The following is a 17,960-nucleotide window of genomic DNA, read 5'->3' as shown; positions in this document are numbered from 1 at the left end:
ACCAGAGATGACGACCACCAAACGACTCGTCGTCCTGGTCTCGGGTTCGGGCACGAATCTGGGCGCCGTTCTGGACGCCTGCAACGCCGGGCGGCTCGACGCCGGCGTGGTTGCGGTCGTGTGCAATCGGGCGGGCGCCTACGCCCTCACGCGAGCCGCCGACCATGACGTGCCGGCGCTGCTGCTCGAACGGTTGCCCGGTGAGGCCCGGGCCGACTACGACGCCCGGCTGGTCGAACTGGTCGCACCGTTCGAGCCCGACCTGGTGGTGTTGGCCGGATGGATGCGGATCCTCACCCCGACCTTCGTCGGCCGCTTCCCGGTGATCAACCTGCACCCGGCCCTGCCCGGCCAGTTCCCCGGTGCCCACGCCATCGACGAAGCGTTCGCCGCCTGGGAAGCCGGTGAGATCACCGAGTCGGGCGTGATGATCCACTGGGTCCCCGATGCCGGCGTCGACGAGGGTCCGGTCATCCTGCATGCCGTGGTCCCGTTCGAAGCCGGTGACACACTGGAGACCTTCGAAGCCCGCGTCCACACCGTCGAACATCGCGCCATCGTCGAGGCCATCGACCTGGCGCTCGCCACCGCCGAGGAGCACCATGCCGCACATCAATGACGCCGTCTTCCGTGGCGCCGAAGCCCTGACGTTCGACGACCTGCTCGTCGTCCCAGGATGGAGCGAAGTGCTGCCCCACGACGTCGACACCAGCACCCAGCTCGGCGAGCTGACCCTGCGGGTGCCGCTCATGTCGGCCGCCATGGACACCGTCACCGAAGCCCCGCTGGCCGTGGCGATTGCCCGTGAGGGCGGCATCGGCATCCTGCACCGCAACCTTTCGATCGACGAGCAGGCCGAGCAGGTCGAGCGTGTGAAGAAGGCCCAGTCGGGGATGATCTCGGCCCCGGTTCGCCTCGGCCCCGACGCGTCGCTGGCCGATGCCGAGGTCATCATGAATCGCCACAAGATCTCGGGTGTACCGATCTGTGATGCCGACGACCATCTCCTCGGCATCCTCACCAACCGCGACATTCGCTTCTGCGGCGACGACGAGTACGAGCGGAACGTCACCGAATACATGACCCAGGCACCCCTCGTCACGGCGCCGGTCGGCACCACGCTCGACGAGGCGGTGGCGATCCTGCACAAGCACCGGATCGAGAAGCTCCCACTGGTCGACGCCGACAACCGGCTGGCCGGCCTCATCACGGTCAAGGACATCAACAAACGGATCGAGAAGCCCGACGCCACGCTCGATGCCGATGGCCGACTCTGCGTCGGTGCCGCCGTCGGGGTCACCGACACCGCCGAGCGAGCCGAGGCGCTGGCCGCCTCCGGTGTCGACATGCTCGTGATCGACACGGCGCACGGCCACACCCGTGGCGTGATCGACGCGATCCGCACCATCAAGAAGGGATGGCCGCACGTCATGGTGGTCGGCGGCAACGTCGTCACCCGCGAAGGTGTCGACGCCCTCGTCGAGGCCGGGGCCGACGTCGTCAAGGTCGGCGTGGGTGCCGGGTCGATCTGCACCACCCGCATCGTCTCCGGTGCCGGCATGCCACAGATGTCGGCGATCTACGAATGTGCCGAGGCGGCGCGCTCACACCGTGGTGCCGGCCGGCCGCTGCCGATCATCGCCGATGGTGGCGTGGTGTCGTCGGGCGACATCGTGAAGGCATTCGCCGCCGGCGCCGATGCGGTCATGCTCGGCAATCTCCTGGCCGGCGTCGACGAGGCGCCGGGCGATCTCGAGTTGGTCGACGGCGCGATGTGGAAGACCTACCGGGGGATGGGATCCGCCGGTGCCATGCGTGGCCGGGCGACCGATCGCTACGGCACCGGTCAAGCACCGGGCAAGCACGTGCCCGAAGGTGTCGAGGCCCGTGTCCGCTACGCCGGTGCGTTGACCGAGCTGATGAGCCAGCTGGTCGGCGGGCTGCGCTCGGGCATGGGCTATGCCGGGGCGGCCGAGTTGTCCGATCTCCAGGAGCGCACCCGTCTGGTGCGCATCACCGGTGCCGGCTTGCGCGAGAGCCATCCGCACGATGTCGCAGTGACCCGCGACTGAATTTCACCCCACGCGGAACCGGTCGCGATACCGGGCCGTGAACAGTGCCGGCATCCCGCCGGTATGGACGAACACGATGGTGGTTTCGCCCGTGAACTCGCCCCGTGCCACCCCGCCGATGAGTCCGGCCATCGCGCGACCCGAGTACACCGGGTCGAGCACCACGCCCTCGGTGTCGGCGACGAGTCGCAACGCCTCGAACACCGCGTCGGTGGGCTCGCCGTAGGGCACCGACGCCTGCGAACGATCGAGTCGAACCTCGCCGGTCGGTCGTTCTTGGCCGAGGAGATCGGCGATGGCATCCGCCAACGGGGCGATGTGTGCGTCCACCGTCGGCACCGCAGCAACGTCATAGCCCTGCACTCGCGAATGATCGCCGAATCCTGCAGCGAGCCCCGCGTGGGTGCCGCCGGTGCCGACGGCGGTGACGACCAGTGGGCGGGCCGATCCCGCGGCATCGAGTGCCAACTCGATCTCGGTCGCACACGTGGCGTAGGCGGCGGCACCGACCGGTGACGATCCCCCGAGCGGGATCTCGTAGGGCCGCCGGCCCTCGGACCGTAGCCGCTCGATCGTGGCATCGAAGGCGGCAGCACGCTGCTCGACGGTGGTCCACACGATGTCGATCCCGAAGAGGTCGTCGAGCACGAGATTGCCCTCGGGGACGGTCTTCGGTTCCGACTCGGCCAGCACGGCAACGCAGTCCAGCCCCGCCGCACGCGCCGCCGACCCGGTGGCTCGCACATGGTTCGACTGAGCCGCGCCCCCGGTGACGAGCACATCACAGCCCTGGGCGAGTGCATCCCCGACGAGCAGCTCGAGCTTGCGCGACTTGTTCCCTCCGCCGGCGAGACCCGTGAGATCGTCCCGCTTGAACCAGAGGGTGCCGGCGGGGAGTCCGAGCGCTGCTCCCAACCGGTCGGCCGGCCGGATCGGCGTGTTGCGGGCAGCAAAGTCGACCATGGGTGGGAGCATCAGACCATTCAAGCAGGGGCTCGCCGTGATGTCCGATTTCCGCTCGTCATCCTCGACGAGGTCCGCCAGGATGATCGACATGACACCACCGACGGTCGATCCACCCCTCGAAGCCTGGATGCTCGCGGTCGAGAGCCGGGACGCTCGCTTCGATGGTTGGGTGATCGTCGGCGTGACCTCGACCGGCATCTATTGCCGGCCGAGCTGTCCAACACCGGTCCGGCCCAAGCGGTCGAACATGGCGTTCTTCCCCACGCCGGCCTCGGCGCAGGCTGCCGGCTTCCGGGCGTGCAAGCGTTGTGCTCCTGATGCGTCGCCGGGATCGCCGGAGTGGAACCGACGCGACGATCTCGTTGCCCGAGCGGTGCGAGCGGTCGATGACGGTGTCGTCGACCGAGAGGGCGTCGACGGCCTGGCTCGTCGATTGCACGTGAGTGCTCGGCACCTGCACCGTCTGCTCGCCCGAGAACTCGGGGTCGGTCCGCTGGCGTTGGCTCGAGCCCGCCGGGCCCGAACAGCCCGAGCGCTCATCGAGACGACCGACCTGGCTTTCTCCGACGTCGCGTTCGCCTCAGGTTTCGAGAGCATCCGCCAGTTCAACGACACGATCCGAGAGGTGTTCGCCCAGACGCCGACCCAGCTTCGAGCGGCCACCTCCCACCGACGAGACGTGGCCGCGCCGAACTGGATCGACGTGCGACTCGGAGTGCGCGAACCCTTTGCCGTCGATCAGGTGTGGGGCTGGCTGGCCGCTCACGCGATCGCCGGTGTCGAAGAGGTCGACGGCGCCATCTTCCGGCGGAGTCTCCGCCTCCCGGGCGGGCATGGTGTCGTCGAGCTCGAACCGGTCACCGCGTCGGGTGGTGGTGCCTGGATCCAGGCTCGCTACCGGCTCGACGATTTCGCCGATCTCGCAGCGGCGGTCCAGGCGAGTCGCCGCCTCCTCGACCTCGATGCCGATCCGACCATCATCGACGACGCCCTCACCCGGGACCGCTCGATCGCCGCACTGGTGCAGCGCCAGCCCGGGCTCCGCTCGCCCGGCGACGTTTCGGGCAGCGATGCGACCATCCGAGCCGTCCTGCACCAGCAGGTGTCGTTGGCGAGTGCCCGGGCGATGGCTGCTCGACTCGTCGGGCAGTTGGGTGAGCCGTTAGCCGAGCCGGTGGGCGCTGTCACGACCGTCTTCCCCGGTGCCGAGGTCTGGGCTGCGGCCGATCCGAGTTCGCTGGGACTCACCACGGCCCGCGCCGACACCGTCGTGCGGGTCGCAACCGCACTCGCCGACGACACCCTCGATGTCTCGCCGTTGGCGGACCGAGCCGCGGCGCGAGCACAGCTCCTGGCGATCAAGGGCATCGGCCCGTGGACCGCTTCGATCGTCGCCCTTCGAGGACTCGCCGATCCCGACGCCTTCACCACGAGCGATCTGGCGTTGAACCGTGTCGCGCAGGAGCTCGGTGTCGCCGAGGTGGGTGATGCGGCCGGACTCGAGCGGGCCGCAACGGCGTGGCGACCGTGGCGGTCGTACGCCATGCACCACCTGTGGCACCACTATCTGACGAAGAAGGACGAGGATTGACATGCGTACACCACGAGACGCCACCAGGCACGCGACGGCCACGATCGACACACCGGTCGGTCGGCTCCATGTGTTGGCGACATCGGAAGGGCTCTCCGCCCTGCTGTGGCCCGACCTCGACGCCGAGCTCGAACGCATCCGCGTGAGTCCAGAACAGCTCGATGACCGGCGGCCAGCGATGGCAGGCGACGTCGAGCGGCAGCTCGAGCAGTATTTCGCCGGTGCCCGGACCGAGTTCGACCTCCCGCTCGACCCGCACGGCACCGACTTCCAACTCACGGTCTGGGCGGCGCTCCGGGAGATCCCGTTCGGTCTCACGTCGAGCTACGGCCAGCAGGCCCGGGCCATCAACCGACCCCGAGCCATTCGAGCCGTGGCCGCCGCCAACGGCAGGAATCCGATCTCGATCATCGTGCCGTGTCATCGGGTGATCGGGGCGGACGGATCACTCACCGGTTTCGCCGGCGGACTCGACACCAAAGCCTGGCTGCTGGAGCACGAACGACGTCGCTAGGGTTGAGAGATGTCACTCGTCGATGCATCGCCCCGTCAGATCGGCTCCTTCGAGGTGGGACCGCTCGGGTTCGGTTGTTGGCGCTTCACCCATGCCTCGGTCGACGAGGCCACAGCGATCCTCGAGGTGGCCTTGGACGCAGGGATGAACCTCATCGACACCGCCGATGTCTATGGCCTCGACTGGGGTGGCACCGGCTTCGGGCTGAACGAGGAGATCCTCGGCAAGGTGCTCGCAGCCCATCCCGGCCTGCGCGACCGGATGGTGTTGGCGACCAAGGGCGGCATCCGGCCGCCGGTTCCCTACAACAGCGGGCGCGACTACATCGTGTCAGCCTGCGACGACAGCCTGCGGCGGCTCGGCGTCGAACGAATCGACCTCTACCAGATCCACCGTCCCGACTTCTACACCCATCCCGAAGAGCTCGCCGGAGCGCTCACGGAGCTGCGAACGGCGGGCAAGATCGCCGAGGTCGGCGTGTCGAACTACCTGCCGGCGCAGACCGACGCCCTGCAGGCCTACCTCGACTTCCCGATCGTCACCGACCAGCCGCAGTTCTCGCTGCTGTTCACCGATCCGCTGCGAGACGGCAGCCTCGACCGTGCGATGCGCGTCAAGGCCACACCGCTTGCGTGGAGCCCCCTCGGTGGTGGCTCGTTGGCGACGGGTGAGGGCCTCGACGAGGCACTGCTCGGCGTGCTCGACGGACTCGCTCAGCGCGAAGGCGTCGATCGCGCCGCCATTGCCCTGGCGTGGGTGCTCGCGCATCCGTCGCGACCCGTGGCCCTGGTCGGATCGCAGACGCCGTCGCGCCTGTCGGGCTACGGCAACGCGCTCGGTGTCACACTCGAACGGAGCGATGTCTACGCGCTCCTGCAGGCGGCCGAAGGTGTTCCCTTGCCATGAACCTCGGATCGCTGCCCGGCATCGGCTGGACCGCCGACGACATCCCCGATCAGCAGGGTCGAGTCGCCATCGTTACCGGTGGCAACAGCGGGCTCGGCTTCGAGACGGCGAAGGCACTGGCCAAGGCCGGCGCACGAGTCGTCCTCGCGGTTCGAACCCCGGCGAAGGGTGAGGTGGCTGCCGAGGCGATCGTTCGCAACCTCGGACCGGGCGCATCGGTCTCGGTGACCCGGGTCGACCTGTCGAGCGTGGCGACGGTGCGAGCGGCAGCCGACCAGCTCCTCGCCGATCTGGACCGCCTCGATCTCTTGATCAACAACGCAGGGATCATGGCGACACCACCCCAGCTCAGCGTCGACGGGGTCGAGCTGCAGTTCGCCAGCAACCACCTCGGCCATTTCGCACTCACCGGACTCCTCTTGCCGCTGCTGCTGGCCACGCCCAGCTCGCGAGTGGTGAGTGTGTCGAGCCTGGCCGCCAACTCCGGCTCGCTCATCGACCATGACCCCACCTCGCTGATCGGCTACGAGCGTTTCAAGGCCTATGGCACCACCAAGCTGGCCAACCAGGTCTTCACCGCCGAACTCGATCGGCGCTGCACCGCCGCAGGGGTCGACGTTGCCGCCGTCGCCGCCCATCCCGGGCTGGCGCACACCAACCTCCAGAACGGCTTCTCACTCGGCAGCATCGCCCAGACGCTCACCAACATCGGCGCCAGGTTCGTCACCCAGCCAGCCTCGATCGGCGCCCTCGCCACCCTGCGCGCCGCCACCGATCCCAACGTCCGAAGCGGCGACTACTTCGGGCCAGCACTCCCCGGCGAGTTCTTCGGGACGCCCAAGAAGCTCGAACTCTTGCCCACCGCGCTCGACCGCGAGACGGGTCGAAGATTGTGGGTACGCTCGGTCGAACTGAGCGGTGTCGGCTACGCAGCGTTGGAGGGACGCAATGGCGAGTGAAATGCATCTTCCGACGCAAGCGCGCGACTCGGTCGTTTCCTGGAGAGCCGACGTCGATGAACTCGTCGGCCGACTCCACCGCGATGTCGGCGAGCTGCCGTACGACCCCACACCCGAGCGGCTCTACTGCGCGGCCGATCTCTATGCCGGGTTCGAGGGAGGCTTCGCCAACACCGTCGACCAGCAGATCTACGCTCGAGCCCGCGCCGCCGGCGGTCCCATGCTCGACCCGACCGAGGAGATCGTCCAGCGGCTCCACGATCACGGCATTTCCCTTGCGTTGGAGCACTTCCGCCGAGACCGCACGCTCGTCGGGGTGATGGGTGGCCACGCCATGGTGCGAGGATCGGCGGTGTATCGCAGCGTGGTCGAGCTGGGACGACAGCTGGCGCGCGCCGGCTTTTGCGTGACGACCGGCGGTGGACCGGGGGCGATGGAGGCCGCCAACCTCGGTGCGGCCTCCGCTCACCTGGAGCTGGCGGTCGTCGACGAGATCGTCGCCGAGCTCGCGATGGCACCCTCGTTCGAGGATGATCCGACGGCCTTCGTGGGCGTGGCCCTCGCCATGGCCGGGAGCATCGAAGCCCAGGGAGGATTGGCGACCTCGCTCGCCGTGCCGACCTGGTTCTACGGGCACGAACCGTCGAACCCCTTTGCGTCGCACCTCGCCAAGTACTTCTCGAACTCCGAACGCGAGGCCGGCCTGCTGGCGATCGCCGACGGCGGGATCGTCTACGTACCGGGAGGGCCGGGTACGATGCAGGAGGTCTTCCAGGACGCAGCGCAGAACGCCTATCGCACGTTCGGGGGTCCGTTTCCGATGGTCTTCCTGGATCCTCCCGACGACCCGGACTGGTGGCAACTCTCTGGCATCCTCACCGCGCTCGATCAGGTCTTCATCGACGGTGAAGGTGAGGACCGCCCCGGGCGTGAGTTGCTTTGCTCAGCGAGTTCGGTGGCTGACGTGGTCGCTGCGCTGGTGCATCAGGAGGTGCAGCCCTCGGCGCCGGGCTCGCACTCCGGGACCGTCAAGCGGTCGTAGATCTTCGAGAAGTCGTACTCGAACGTGGTGCTCTGGGCGAGCAAGGCGGCGCCGAGCATCAGACCGACGAACATCCACAGCAGGTACTGTGACCTGCCCCAATTCGCCGTGGGATCGGGAATCGACTCGAGGAACGAGCGCTGCCGCTTGCCTGAACCAAGTTGTTCGGTGGTCGACATGGGGGCTCCCGGCCGGGCGATGAACTCGAGGGTGTGTAAACACCATTGCAGTCGAAGCGAAGGCCAGATTGTAGTCACCCCGCCCTCGGTGCGCCTCCCCCGGCCTGCCGCGATAGCTTGCGACGGAGCATCGCCAGGTTCGACGAGAGGGGGTGATGCCACATGGTCAAACGACTCACCGAGTTCAGCCACGGCGCTGGTTGAGCATGCAAGCTCGCCCCGAGCGAGTTGGCCCACGTGTTGGGCCGTCTCACCCCCAACAGTGACGAACGCATCCTGGTCGACGCCGCAACCGGCGACGACGCCGCCGTCTGGCGTCTCGATGACGACCGGGCACTCGTGTTCACCGCCGACTTCATCACTCCCGTCGTCGATGATGCGACGACCTGGGGTCGGATCGCCGCGTGCAATGCGGTGTCCGACGTCTATGCCATGGGTGGCCGCCCGTTGATCGCCCTGAACCTGGTCGGCTGGAACAACGACGAGCTCCCAGCCGACCTGTTGGGCGACGTCCTTGCGGGCGCCGCCGAGGTGGCAGCCGAGGGTGGGTTCTTCCTCGTGGGCGGGCACACCGTCGACGACCCCGAGCCGAAGTTCGGGCTGGCCGTGGTGGGCGAGGCCGACCCCGATCACCTGATCACCAATGCCGGCCTGCGACCCGATCAAACGCTCGTTCTCACCAAGCCGCTCGGCATCGGCGTGATCTCGACCGCACTCAAGGCGGGTTCGGCGCCAGTCGACGTGGTCGAAGCCGCCGTCAACCAGATGACCAGACTCAACGCCGAGGCGTCACGCGTGGCGCTCGCTCACGGCGCGACCGGAGGCACCGACGTCACCGGGTTCGGACTCATCGGCCATCTGGGCCGGGCCGCCCGTGAATCCGGTGTCGACGTCGACCTGTCGGTCGGTTCCGTGCCGTTCATCGACGGTGTGCGAGCGCTGGCCGACGCCGGCTTCGTTCCCGGCGGTTCCCGACGCAATCTGGCCTCGCTGATCGACCAGGTCGACGAGGGCGACACCGACGATCTCACGGTGCTCCTCCTCGCCGACGCCCAGACCTCGGGCGGTCTCGTCTTCGGTGTCGACCCCGACCATGTCGACGACGTCCTCGCCCAGCTCGCGGCGACCGGCCACACCGCCGCTGCGATCGGCCGCACCCGGGATCCCGACGACGCCGCCAACCCCGGCATGCTCCACCTGCTCGCATGACCCTCCACCGCACCGAGATCTCCGTTCGATGGGCCGAGCTCGACCCGTACGCCCATGTCAACCACGCCGTCTACGTCGGGTATCTCGAAGTGGCCCGTGCCGAAGCACTCGACCACATCGGATTGTCGCTGCCCATGGTGAGCAAGGCTGGCCTGCAATTCGTGGTCGTCGAACTCAACGTGAAGTACAAGCGAGCCGCGGAGATGGGCGACCAACTTGTCGTCGAAACCAGCCTCGACCGGACGAGCCGAGCCACCTCGACCTGGCACCAGCGCATCCTGCGCGGCGACGAGGTCATGATCGTCGGGTCGGTCACCGCCGCCGTCACCGACGCCACCGGCCGTCCGGTCCGCCCGCCCCAGTGGATCTCCGACGCCCTCGAGCGCTTGCGGCCTTGAACTGGGTGTCGATCGGCGACGCCCAGTAGGGTCGCACGCATGGCCGGACCTGCCTTCAACACCGACTTCGAGCCCGAGTACGGCGCCGTCGTCGAGCTCTCCCCACTCATCCGACGCGTCGTCGCTCCCAACGCCAACCCCTTCACGTTCAAGGGCACCGGTGTGTATCTGATCGGGCGGGGTGAGGTGGCCGTGATCGATCCGGGGCCGAGTCTCGACACCCATCTCGACGCCGTACTCGACGCCCTCGACGAAGGGGAACAGGTCACCCAGATCCTCGTCACCCACACCCACACCGACCACACCGCCGGCGTGGCCAAGTTGGTCGAGCGCACCGGCGCCCCCACCTACGGGTTCGGGCCCCATGGCCCGGTGCCCGAGCACGATCCGCTCGAAGCGATCAGTTTCGACGAGTACTTCACCGCCGAGGAGAAGCAGAAGATCGAGAAGATGTGGAACGACATGCCCGAGGAACTCAAACGTGAGGGCCCCGACACCGAGTTCGTTCCCGACCACGCAGTGGGCGACGGCGACCGGATCTCGAGCGAGGCCGGCGGCTGGACCATCGAGGTCGTCCACACGCCGGGCCACACGTCCAACCATGTGTGCTTCGGCCTGGTGGAAGAGAAGACGCTGTTCACCGGCGATCACGTGATGGGCTGGGCCACGTCGGTCATCTCGCCACCCGATGGCGACCTGTTCGACTACATGGCCTCGCTGCGCAAGCTGCTCGAACGAGACGACGAGCGTTTCTGGCCCACCCACGGACCGGCGATCGACGATCCGAAGACCTACGTCCAGTCGTTCCTCGACCATCGCAACGGGCGTGAGGCCCAGATCGTGGCGGCGCTGGGGGAGGGACCCAGCACGATCAAGGACCTGGTTCCGGCCATGTACGCCGACACCACCAAGCAGCTGTGGCGAGCGGCCGCCAACTCGGTCTACTCCCACCTCCTCGCCCTGCATCGAGAAGGGCGGGCCACCACCGACTCGGGCGAACCGAGCCTGGTCGCCACCTGGCGTCTCAGCTGAGCGCTCTGCCCTCGGCCTCGTCGGCGGCCTCGATCTCGTCTCGGCTGATCCCGAGCACGAAGAGCACGGCGTCAAGGTAGGGCACGTTCACCGAGGTGTCGGCCCGTTCGGCCACGATCGGCTTGGCGTTGAAGGCGATGCCGAGGCCGGCGGCGGAGAGCATGTCGAGATCGTTCGCACCGTCGCCGACGGCGACCACCTGGTCGAGCGGGATGCCGTGCTGGGCGGCGATTCGCCGAACGAAATCCGCCTTCGCAGCGCGGTCGACGATGTCGCCGAGCACCCGGCCGGTGAGCACACCGTCGATGATCTCGAGCTCGTTGGCGTGCGCATGGTCGATGCCGAGGTCGGCGGCGAGATGGTCGGTGACCGCCGTGAACCCGCCGCTCACGATGGCGGTGTGGTAGCCCAGCCGCTGCAGGGTGCGGATGAACGTGCGTGCGCCGGGCGTGAGGGTGACCCGCTCCCGCACCGCATCGAGGCGTGCGGCGTCGAGCCCGGCGAGCAGGGCGACCCGCTCCCGCAACGAGGCCGCAAAGTCGAGTTCGCCGCGCATGGCGCGATCGGTGATGGCCGCCACCTCGTCTCGGCAACCGACCTCGTCGGCGATGAGCTCGATGACCTCGTCGGCAATCAGGGTGGAGTCGACGTCGAGCACGACGAGGCGGGCGGCGCGTCGGCCGAGACCCTCTCGATGCACGGCGAGGTCGCAGACCAGATCCTTGGCCACCGTGAGCAAGGCCGAGCGGATCGGTTCGACGTCCACACCTGACACGACCAGCTCGTAGGCCATCACCGGATACTTGGCGAGGCGGACGATGCGGTCGATGTTGCCGTGATTGGCCGAGATGACCGACGCCACTGCACCGAACTCGTTGGGGTGGACATGCGGAGCAATGAGCGTGACGATCAGCCCCTGATGCCGCCGCGGTGAGCTCTCGGGCACGACGTCGAAGTCGACGTCGACGTCGTACTCCCAACCGAAGAGCAGGAGCTCCTTGAGGAGATCCTTGCCCTTGGGGACGGTGATCACGAGGCTGAGCGACAGGCGGCCGCGGATGATGATCTGCTCGATGTCCTGGATCTGGGCGTCGGCGATCCCGAGGACGTCCATCAGCCCGGCGGTGATGCCGGGCTGGTCAGGTCCGGAGATGCGGACCAGGATCGTCTCGGTCGCCCGTTCGTTCACGCGTCGGCCAGTGCGGCGAGAGCGCTCTGGGCGGCGGCGAGGTCGGCCTGGGCAGCAGCGAGCTTCTCCCTGGTCTCGGCCACCAGTTCGGGCTTGGCGTTGTTGACGTAGCCAGCATTGCCGAGCTTGCCCTCGAAACCCTTGATCTGTGTGGTCTTGGCGTCGATCACCTTCGTGATGCGAGCCCGCTCGGCGTCGAGGTCGATCTCGTCCGTGAGGCCCGACAGGAAGACCTGGTGGCCCTCGAAGGCGATGGGGCTGGCGACGGCAGCCTTCGCCTCGGCCGCGGTGACCTCACCGATGCCGGCGAGCGCCTCGATGTAGCCACCGGCCGTGGCAATGAGTTCGAGCACCGGCTGGGGTGCGTGGACCGAGATGCGCTGCTTCGGCTTGACGCCCTGGCTCGAGCGCAGTGACCGGATGGCGGCGACGAGCGCGTCGGCCCGTTCGAAGTCGGCGATGACCGACCGATCGACGAGGTCGACGGCCACGGTCGGCCAGGCGGCACCGGCGAGGACCTCGGCCGGGGGAAGCTCGACCCCGACGACCGAACCGGAACGGGTGGCCGACACATGGGGCCACAGGGCCTCGGTGACGAACGGGGTGACGGGGTGCAGGATGCGCAGGACCGAGTCGAGCACCGTGCCGAGCACGACCTGCTGGACCGGGTCGTCGTCGATGGTCGGCTTGACCGCCTCGAGGTAGCGGTCGCACACATCACGCCACACGAAGTCGTAGAGCGCGTCGACGAAGAAGTTGAACTGGTAGTTGTCGAGAGCTGCCTCGGCAGTGTCGAGGGTCTCGCCCAGGCGAGCGAGGATCCAGCGATCGACGAAGCGAGTGTCGGCTGCACGGACCGGTTCGGCGGCCGGGGACGCATCGGCCAGGCGGCGCAGGGCGAACCGGGTGGCGTTCCAGGTCTTGTTGGCGAAGTTCCGGCCGATGTCGAACTTGGACGAGGTGTTGCGGGCCAGCGGCTGCTCGGTCGAGGGCGTGGCAACACCGGTGGCGGCACCGAAGGCCGACACCATCGTCTTCGAGGGATCACCGGGCGAGGTCTGGATGGGGGCGGCCACCGTGTGGCCGGCGGGCGTGGTGATGAAGGTCGGGGTGAAGGCCTCGCCAGTGTGTGGGCACACCATGTCGACCGGCATGCGGACGTCTTGGGTGTCGGTGGTCATCTGCACGAGCGTGAAGCGCATGGCGTCGGCGCCATGGCTGTGGATGATGTCTCGCGGGTCGACGCCGTTGCCCAGCGTCTTCGACATCTTCTGGCCGTGACCGTCTTGGATCATGGCGTGGATGAACACGTCGGTGAAAGGCAGCTGGCCGTTCATGAAGTAGCGATTGAACATGACCATGCGGCTGACCCACAGGGTGATGATCTCGCGGGCGGTGGTGAGCACCGAGGTGGGATTGAACGCGTCGAGGATGCCGTCGGTCTCGGGGAAGTCGTCGGTCCAGGGCCAGGCCATGGTGGACATCGGCCACAGTCCCGACGAGAACCAGGTGTCGAGCACGTCGGGATCCCGAACGAAGCCATCGGCCTCGAGCGCCGCGACCACGCCCGCTTCGTCGAGGGAGGCATCGGCCCGGTCGAGGCGACGCAGGGTGGCCTGGGGCGGAACGCAGACCGACTCCTCGACCTCGTCGTCGGTGACCCGGCGCACCAGGTGGGCACAGCCGGCGTCGGCCCAGCGGCCCCCGACCTTGACGGCCACGTCGATGCCGACGCCGTCGAGTGCCGCTGCCAGTTCCGGTGCGAGATCGGCGTTGGCGACCAAGCGATTCCACACCGGGATCTGATGGCCCCACCACAACTGCCGAGAGATGCACCAGTCGCGGATGTTCTCGTGCCAGGTCTGGTAGGTCTTGGCGTAGCGCTCGGGGTAGAAGCGCAGCTCGCCGTCGCCAGGTTCGCCGGTGCGGGGGCTGACACCCTCGGGGAGGTCGGCGATCTGCTCGGGCGTCTGGGCTCGCAACGCCGAGCCACGCAGGCGGTCGTCGGTGACGGCCACATACCACTGATCGCTGAGCCACGGCTCGATCGGGACGTGACTGCGATAGGAGTGTCCGACCGAGTGGGAGTAGTCGCGCACCTCGTGCAGCAGTCCGTGTTCGTCGAACCAGGTGACGACGGCCGTGCGGGCGTCTTCTCGGCTGAGGCCGAGGAAGGGCTGGCACTCGGCGCTGGCGTCGTCCCAGCCGTACTGGTCGGTGATCGAGCCATCGGGGCCCATGATGTTGATGATCGGCAGGTCGTGGCGCTGGCCGATCTCGTAGTCGTTGGGGTCGTGGGCGGGGGTCACCTTCAAGAAGCCGGTGGCGATCTTGGCCTTGGCGTCCTCGCCGTCGGGATCGGCCATCACGACGTAGTCGTCCTCGACGATCGGGATGACCCGACCGACGATGGGGAGCGTGACGGTCTTGCCGCGCAGACCGGCGGCCCGAGGATCGTTCGGATTCACGGCGACGGCGGTGTCACCGAACATCGTCTCGGGGCGGGTGGTCGCCACCGTGACGTGGCCGGAGCCGTCGGTGAGCGGGTAGTCGAGGTACCACATGTGGCCCTCGACCTCTTCCATCTCGACCTCGTCGTCGGAGAGGGCGGTGCGACTGACGGGGTCCCAGTTGACGAGCCGCTTGCCCCGGTAGATCAGCCCGTCGTCGAACAGTTCGAAGAAGGCGTGGCGCACGGCGGTGGCACACATGTCGTCCATGGTGAAGCGGGTGCGGTCGAAGTCGCACGAGGCGCCCATCTCGCGCAGCTGCCCGAGAATGACCTCCTCGTACTCGTCCTTCCACTCCTGCGTCTTGGCGATGAACGCCTCCCGCCCCATCTCGAGCCGTTTGGTCCCCTCGGCGAGGAGTCGCTTCTCGACGACGGTCTGGGTGGCGATTCCGGCGTGATCGGTGCCCGGCATCCACAGGGTGGGCACGCCCCGCATCCGGTGGTAGCGGATGAGGACGTCTTGCAGCGTGTTGTTCAGCGCATGCCCGAGGTGAAGGGCCGCAGTGACGTTCGGCGGTGGGATGACGATCGAGTAGGTGTCCTCGTCGGGATCTTCCGGTTCCTCGACGTGGAACACGCCGGCGGCTTCCCACACGGCGAGCACCGCAGCCTCGGTGTCGGCCGGCTGGTAGGCAGTGGGGAGCTCGGGCAGAGAAGTCGCGGAGGTCATCGTGGGCAAAGGGTACCGTGAGGGGATGATCAGGCTCTACGACACCGCACGACGCTCGGTGGTTCCCCTCGAACTCCGCGATCCCGGCAAGGTCTCGATCTACGTCTGCGGTCCCACGGTCTACGCTCCGCCGCATCTCGGGCACGGCCGCATGGCGCTGTCCTACGACATCCTCCGTCGCTACCTGGTCTTCCGTGGCTACGACGTCGAGTTCGTCTCGAACATCACCGACATCGAGGACAAGATCATCCAGCGAGCGGCCGAGGAGGGTCGCCCGTGGCAGGAGGTCACGGCCGAGTTCGAGCGGGTCTGGTTCGACGCGATGGAGCGCATCAACGTCCTCCGCCCCGATCACACCCCACACGCCACCGAGTACGTCGACCAGATGGTGCAGCTCATCGCCGCGTTGATCGAACGGGAGCGAGCCTACGTCACCTCCGACGGCATCTACCTCGCCGTCCAACAGGTCGAGGGCTACGGGCTGCTCGCTCACCAGAGCATCGACGAACTGGTCGAGGGCGCAGGTGATCGAGCCTTGGTGGGCACCGAAAAGCAGCACCCGGCCGACTTCGCGCTCTGGAAGTTCACCAAGGAAGGTGAGCCGTCGTGGCCCTCACCGTGGGGTGACGGCCGCCCGGGATGGCACACCGAATGTGTCGTGATGAGCCTCGACCTCCTCGGCGAGGGGTTCGATCTGCACACCGGCGGACTCGATCTTGCGTTCCCGCACCACGAGAACGAGCGGGCGCAGGCCATCGCCGTCGACCGTCCGTTCGCCAAGCATTGGATGCACAACGGGTTCGTCGAACTCGAAGGCGAGAAGATGTCCAAGTCGCTCGGGAACGTGACCAACCTGCTCGACCTGACCGAGCAGTACGACCAGCGGGCCTACCGCCTGCTGGTCCTGCAGTCGCATTATCGGTCACCGATCGAGATCACCGACACCACGCTCAACAACGCCGAGGCGGCGCTGGGTCGGCTCGACGCCTTCGGTCGTCGGACCGCTGCGCTTGGCGGCGACCCGGATCCGGCCGCAGTCGAGCGATTCACGTCGGTGATGGACGACGATCTCGACACCCCGGGTGCGGTCGACCAAATGTTCCGTCTCGTCCGCGAGACGAACTCGGCACTCGACGCCGGCAACGACGACGCGGCGGCCACGGCTGCCGCCGGTGCGCTGCTCATCGCCGACACGCTCGGTCTCGTCATCAACACCGGTGGTGCCGACGTGCCACCCGAGGTGCAGGCCCTTGCCGAGGAGCGCCAGGCCGCTCGAGCGGCGAAGGACTTCGCCCGGTCCGACGCGATCCGTGACCAGTTGGCCGGCGATGGCTGGATCATCGAGGACTCGCCCGACGGCCCGATCGTCCGACCCGCCTGATCCACCTTCTGAAGAAAGGGGAATCCGGCCCTCCTCAAGCGCCGTTGGTCGGGCGTGTGATGGAGGCGTGACCACCGATCTGCAACCGACGCTGGAGCGAGAGGTGTCGCTCCCGATGCTGGTGCTGTACGGCCTGGGCACGACCGTCGGGGCCGGGATCTATGCGTTGACCGGCGAGGTCGCCGGTGAGGCGGGGATGCGGGCACCGCTGGCGTTTCTCCTCTCCGCCGTGCTGGCCGGTACGACGGCGCTGGGGTTCGCCGAGCTGACAGGACGGTTGCCCAGGGCGGCAGGTGAGGCGGTGTTCGTCGACACGGCCTTCGGTCATCGCCCGTTGACCCGATTGGTCGGGTTCGCGGTGATCGCAGCGGGAGCGGTGGCCGCGGCCACGATCACCAACGCGTTCGGGGGCTATGTCGCCGAGCTGATCGCTGCTCCGGAATGGCTGATGGTCGTCGCCTTGATCGCCGGCCTCACGGTGGTTGCGGTCGCCGGGGCGAAGGAGTCGGTGGTCGCCGCCGCCGTCTTCACGGTCGTCGAGATCTTCGGGCTCGGCCTGGTGCTGTGGGCGGGCCGGGGCAGCCTCGGCGATCTGGTGTCCAACGTCGACGTGCTGCTCGGTCCCCCGACCAGCGTCGAGGGGTGGTCGGGAGTGCTCGCTGGAGCTTTTCTCGCCTTCTTCGCCTTCCTCGGTTTCGAGGACATCGATGCGGTTGCGGAGGAGACGAACGACGCCAGGGTCACCCTGCCCCGGGCGATCGTCGTGACCCTCGGGCTGACCACCGGACTCTATGTTGCGGTGTCGGCGGTCGCCGTGCTCGAGGTCGATCCCGAGCACCTGGCCAACTCGACGGCGCCCTTGGCGCTCATCTACGAGCAGGCGGGCGGCAACCCCGACGTGCTGGCGTTCATCGCCGCGCTCGCCATGGTGAACGGGGCACTCGTCCAACTCGTCATGATCCCGAGGGTGGTGTACGGCCTGTCGAATCTCGGACTCTTGCCCGCCGCCGTCGGCGCAGTGTCGGCCAAGACACACACGCCATTGCGAGCGACGGTGGTTGCCGCCTCCGTGATCGTCGTGCTGGCCGTTGGCGTCGAGCTCGGTTGGCTGGCTCGCGTCACCTCCGCGTTGGCCATGGGGATCTTCGTCGCCGTCAACGCGGCGCTCCTGGTGATCAAGCATCGCGACGGCCCCACGACGACCTTTCAGGTTCCGATCTGGGTGCCTGCAATCGGCATCGTCGCCTCCGCTGCGATGTGGCTCTCCGAACTCGGTCGCCTGATCGGCGTGCTTGACTGAGCGACAGTGGACGGGCTGCTGCGGTGTGTGTCGAGGCGAG

Annotated in this window: 16 protein-coding genes; 12 read left to right on the top strand and 4 right to left on the bottom strand. The window is 67.8% G+C overall.

The features are described from left to right. Nucleotides 1-7: 7 nt before the first annotated feature. On the top strand, nt 8-619 hold the full coding sequence (gene purN / locus R2733_03840; protein ID MEZ5375618.1) for a phosphoribosylglycinamide formyltransferase: 612 nt from the start codon (nt 8-10) through the stop codon (nt 617-619). Beyond that, nucleotides 603-2,072 carry an IMP dehydrogenase gene (gene guaB / locus R2733_03835; GenBank protein ID MEZ5375617.1) on the top strand — a complete coding sequence of 490 codons (1,470 nt, stop codon included), beginning with the start codon at nt 603-605 and terminating at the stop codon, nt 2,070-2,072. Before purN ends, guaB begins: the two co-directional genes overlap by 17 nt. A 3-nt stretch (nt 2,073-2,075) precedes the next feature. Here the strand turns inward: guaB and R2733_03830 are convergent, their stop codons facing one another. Further along, nucleotides 2,076-3,047: a D-cysteine desulfhydrase family protein gene (locus R2733_03830; GenBank protein MEZ5375616.1), complete on the bottom strand. Its 972-nt coding sequence runs from the start codon at nt 3,045-3,047 to the stop codon at nt 2,076-2,078. Between the two features lie 79 nt (nt 3,048-3,126). On the opposite strand from R2733_03830, the gene R2733_03825 reads away from it, so the two are divergent. From R2733_03825 to R2733_03805, 5 genes are read left to right on the top strand one after another with little or no spacing between them, the layout of a single operon-like run. Continuing rightward, nucleotides 3,127-4,629 carry an AlkA N-terminal domain-containing protein gene (locus tag R2733_03825; GenBank protein MEZ5375615.1) on the top strand — a complete coding sequence of 501 codons (1,503 nt, stop codon included), beginning with the start codon at nt 3,127-3,129 and terminating at the stop codon, nt 4,627-4,629. A 1-nt stretch (nt 4,630) separates the two neighbouring features. Then, nucleotides 4,631-5,143, top strand: coding sequence for a methylated-DNA--[protein]-cysteine S-methyltransferase (locus tag R2733_03820; GenBank protein MEZ5375614.1), 513 nt, complete (start codon nt 4,631-4,633; stop codon nt 5,141-5,143). Between the two features lie 9 nt (nt 5,144-5,152). After that, complete coding sequence (locus R2733_03815; protein MEZ5375613.1) at nt 5,153-6,049, top strand: aldo/keto reductase; 897 nt, start codon at nt 5,153-5,155, stop codon at nt 6,047-6,049. Next, entirely contained in the window at nt 6,046-7,008 is a 963-nt protein-coding gene (locus tag R2733_03810; protein MEZ5375612.1) for an oxidoreductase, read from the top strand. Before R2733_03815 ends, R2733_03810 begins: the two co-directional genes overlap by 4 nt. Nucleotide 7,009: 1 nt before the next feature. Beyond that, nucleotides 7,010-8,050 (top strand): hypothetical protein, encoded by a 1,041-nt coding sequence (locus R2733_03805; protein ID MEZ5375611.1) that lies wholly within the window; start codon nt 7,010-7,012, stop codon nt 8,048-8,050. On the opposite strand, the gene R2733_03800 is transcribed toward R2733_03805, so the two are convergent. Further along, nucleotides 7,993-8,229 (bottom strand): hypothetical protein, encoded by a 237-nt coding sequence (locus tag R2733_03800; GenBank protein ID MEZ5375610.1) that lies wholly within the window; start codon nt 8,227-8,229, stop codon nt 7,993-7,995. The genes R2733_03805 and R2733_03800 overlap by 58 nt on opposite strands. Nucleotides 8,230-8,391: 162 nt before the next feature. On the opposite strand from R2733_03800, the gene selD reads away from it, so the two are divergent. Genes selD through R2733_03785 form a run of 3 tightly spaced genes read left to right on the top strand, consistent with a single transcriptional unit; the run spans nt 8,392 to nt 10,868 of the window. Beyond that, nucleotides 8,392-9,438, top strand: coding sequence for a selenide, water dikinase SelD (selD, locus tag R2733_03795; protein ID MEZ5375609.1), 1,047 nt, complete (start codon nt 8,392-8,394; stop codon nt 9,436-9,438). Further along, a complete protein-coding gene (locus R2733_03790; GenBank protein ID MEZ5375608.1) occupies nt 9,435-9,836 on the top strand; it encodes a thioesterase family protein in 402 nt (133 codons plus the stop codon). Before selD ends, R2733_03790 begins: the two co-directional genes overlap by 4 nt. A gap of 39 nt (nt 9,837-9,875) precedes the next feature. Beyond that, nucleotides 9,876-10,868, top strand: coding sequence for an MBL fold metallo-hydrolase (locus tag R2733_03785; GenBank protein MEZ5375607.1), 993 nt, complete (start codon nt 9,876-9,878; stop codon nt 10,866-10,868). Here R2733_03785 and serB read toward each other — a convergent pair. Together serB and R2733_03775 are read right to left on the bottom strand one after the other, a co-directional pair. Then, nucleotides 10,861-12,057, bottom strand: coding sequence for a phosphoserine phosphatase SerB (gene serB, locus R2733_03780; GenBank protein MEZ5375606.1), 1,197 nt, complete (start codon nt 12,055-12,057; stop codon nt 10,861-10,863). The two genes, R2733_03785 and serB, sit on opposite strands and share 8 nt — an antisense overlap. Continuing rightward, on the bottom strand, nt 12,054-15,239 hold the full coding sequence (locus R2733_03775) for a valine--tRNA ligase (GenBank protein ID MEZ5375605.1): 3,186 nt from the start codon (nt 15,237-15,239) through the stop codon (nt 12,054-12,056). The genes serB and R2733_03775 overlap by 4 nt, the downstream gene beginning before the upstream one ends. 25 nt (nt 15,240-15,264) lie before the next feature. On the opposite strand from R2733_03775, the gene cysS reads away from it, so the two are divergent. Both cysS and R2733_03765 read left to right on the top strand, forming a co-directional pair. Continuing rightward, nucleotides 15,265-16,620 (top strand): cysteine--tRNA ligase, encoded by a 1,356-nt coding sequence (gene cysS, locus R2733_03770; GenBank protein ID MEZ5375604.1) that lies wholly within the window; start codon nt 15,265-15,267, stop codon nt 16,618-16,620. Between the two features lie 67 nt (nt 16,621-16,687). Continuing rightward, complete coding sequence (locus R2733_03765) at nt 16,688-17,920, top strand: APC family permease (GenBank protein ID MEZ5375603.1); 1,233 nt, start codon at nt 16,688-16,690, stop codon at nt 17,918-17,920. The last annotated feature ends 40 nt before the right edge of the window (nt 17,921-17,960 follow it).

Source organism: Acidimicrobiales bacterium, from assembly GCA_041394265.1.
Lineage (GTDB): Bacteria > Actinomycetota > Acidimicrobiia > Acidimicrobiales > SZUA-35 > JBBQUN01.
Note: the sequence above shows the minus strand (reverse complement) of the source record. Positions and strands in the feature narration are given on the sequence as shown.

Excerpts from the sequence above, each read along its gene's own strand:
- R2733_03820 (MEZ5375614.1), top strand. The coding sequence starts at position 4,631 with ATGCGTACACCACGAGACGCCACCAGGCACGCGACGGCCACGATCGAC.
- R2733_03830 (MEZ5375616.1), bottom strand. The coding sequence starts at position 3,047 with ATGCTCCCACCCATGGTCGACTTTGCTGCCCGCAACACGCCGATCCGG.
- R2733_03775 (MEZ5375605.1), bottom strand. The coding sequence starts at position 15,239 with ATGACCTCCGCGACTTCTCTGCCCGAGCTCCCCACTGCCTACCAGCCG.
- R2733_03800 (MEZ5375610.1), bottom strand. The coding sequence starts at position 8,229 with ATGTCGACCACCGAACAACTTGGTTCAGGCAAGCGGCAGCGCTCGTTC.
- R2733_03815 (MEZ5375613.1), top strand. The coding sequence starts at position 5,153 with ATGTCACTCGTCGATGCATCGCCCCGTCAGATCGGCTCCTTCGAGGTG.
- R2733_03785 (MEZ5375607.1), top strand. The coding sequence starts at position 9,876 with ATGGCCGGACCTGCCTTCAACACCGACTTCGAGCCCGAGTACGGCGCC.
- R2733_03825 (MEZ5375615.1), top strand. The coding sequence starts at position 3,127 with ATGACACCACCGACGGTCGATCCACCCCTCGAAGCCTGGATGCTCGCG.
- guaB (MEZ5375617.1), top strand. The coding sequence starts at position 603 with ATGCCGCACATCAATGACGCCGTCTTCCGTGGCGCCGAAGCCCTGACG.
- R2733_03810 (MEZ5375612.1), top strand. The coding sequence starts at position 6,046 with ATGAACCTCGGATCGCTGCCCGGCATCGGCTGGACCGCCGACGACATC.
- R2733_03805 (MEZ5375611.1), top strand. The coding sequence starts at position 7,010 with ATGCATCTTCCGACGCAAGCGCGCGACTCGGTCGTTTCCTGGAGAGCC.
- R2733_03790 (MEZ5375608.1), top strand. The coding sequence starts at position 9,435 with ATGACCCTCCACCGCACCGAGATCTCCGTTCGATGGGCCGAGCTCGAC.
- cysS (MEZ5375604.1), top strand. The coding sequence starts at position 15,265 with ATGATCAGGCTCTACGACACCGCACGACGCTCGGTGGTTCCCCTCGAA.
- purN (MEZ5375618.1), top strand. The coding sequence starts at position 8 with ATGACGACCACCAAACGACTCGTCGTCCTGGTCTCGGGTTCGGGCACG.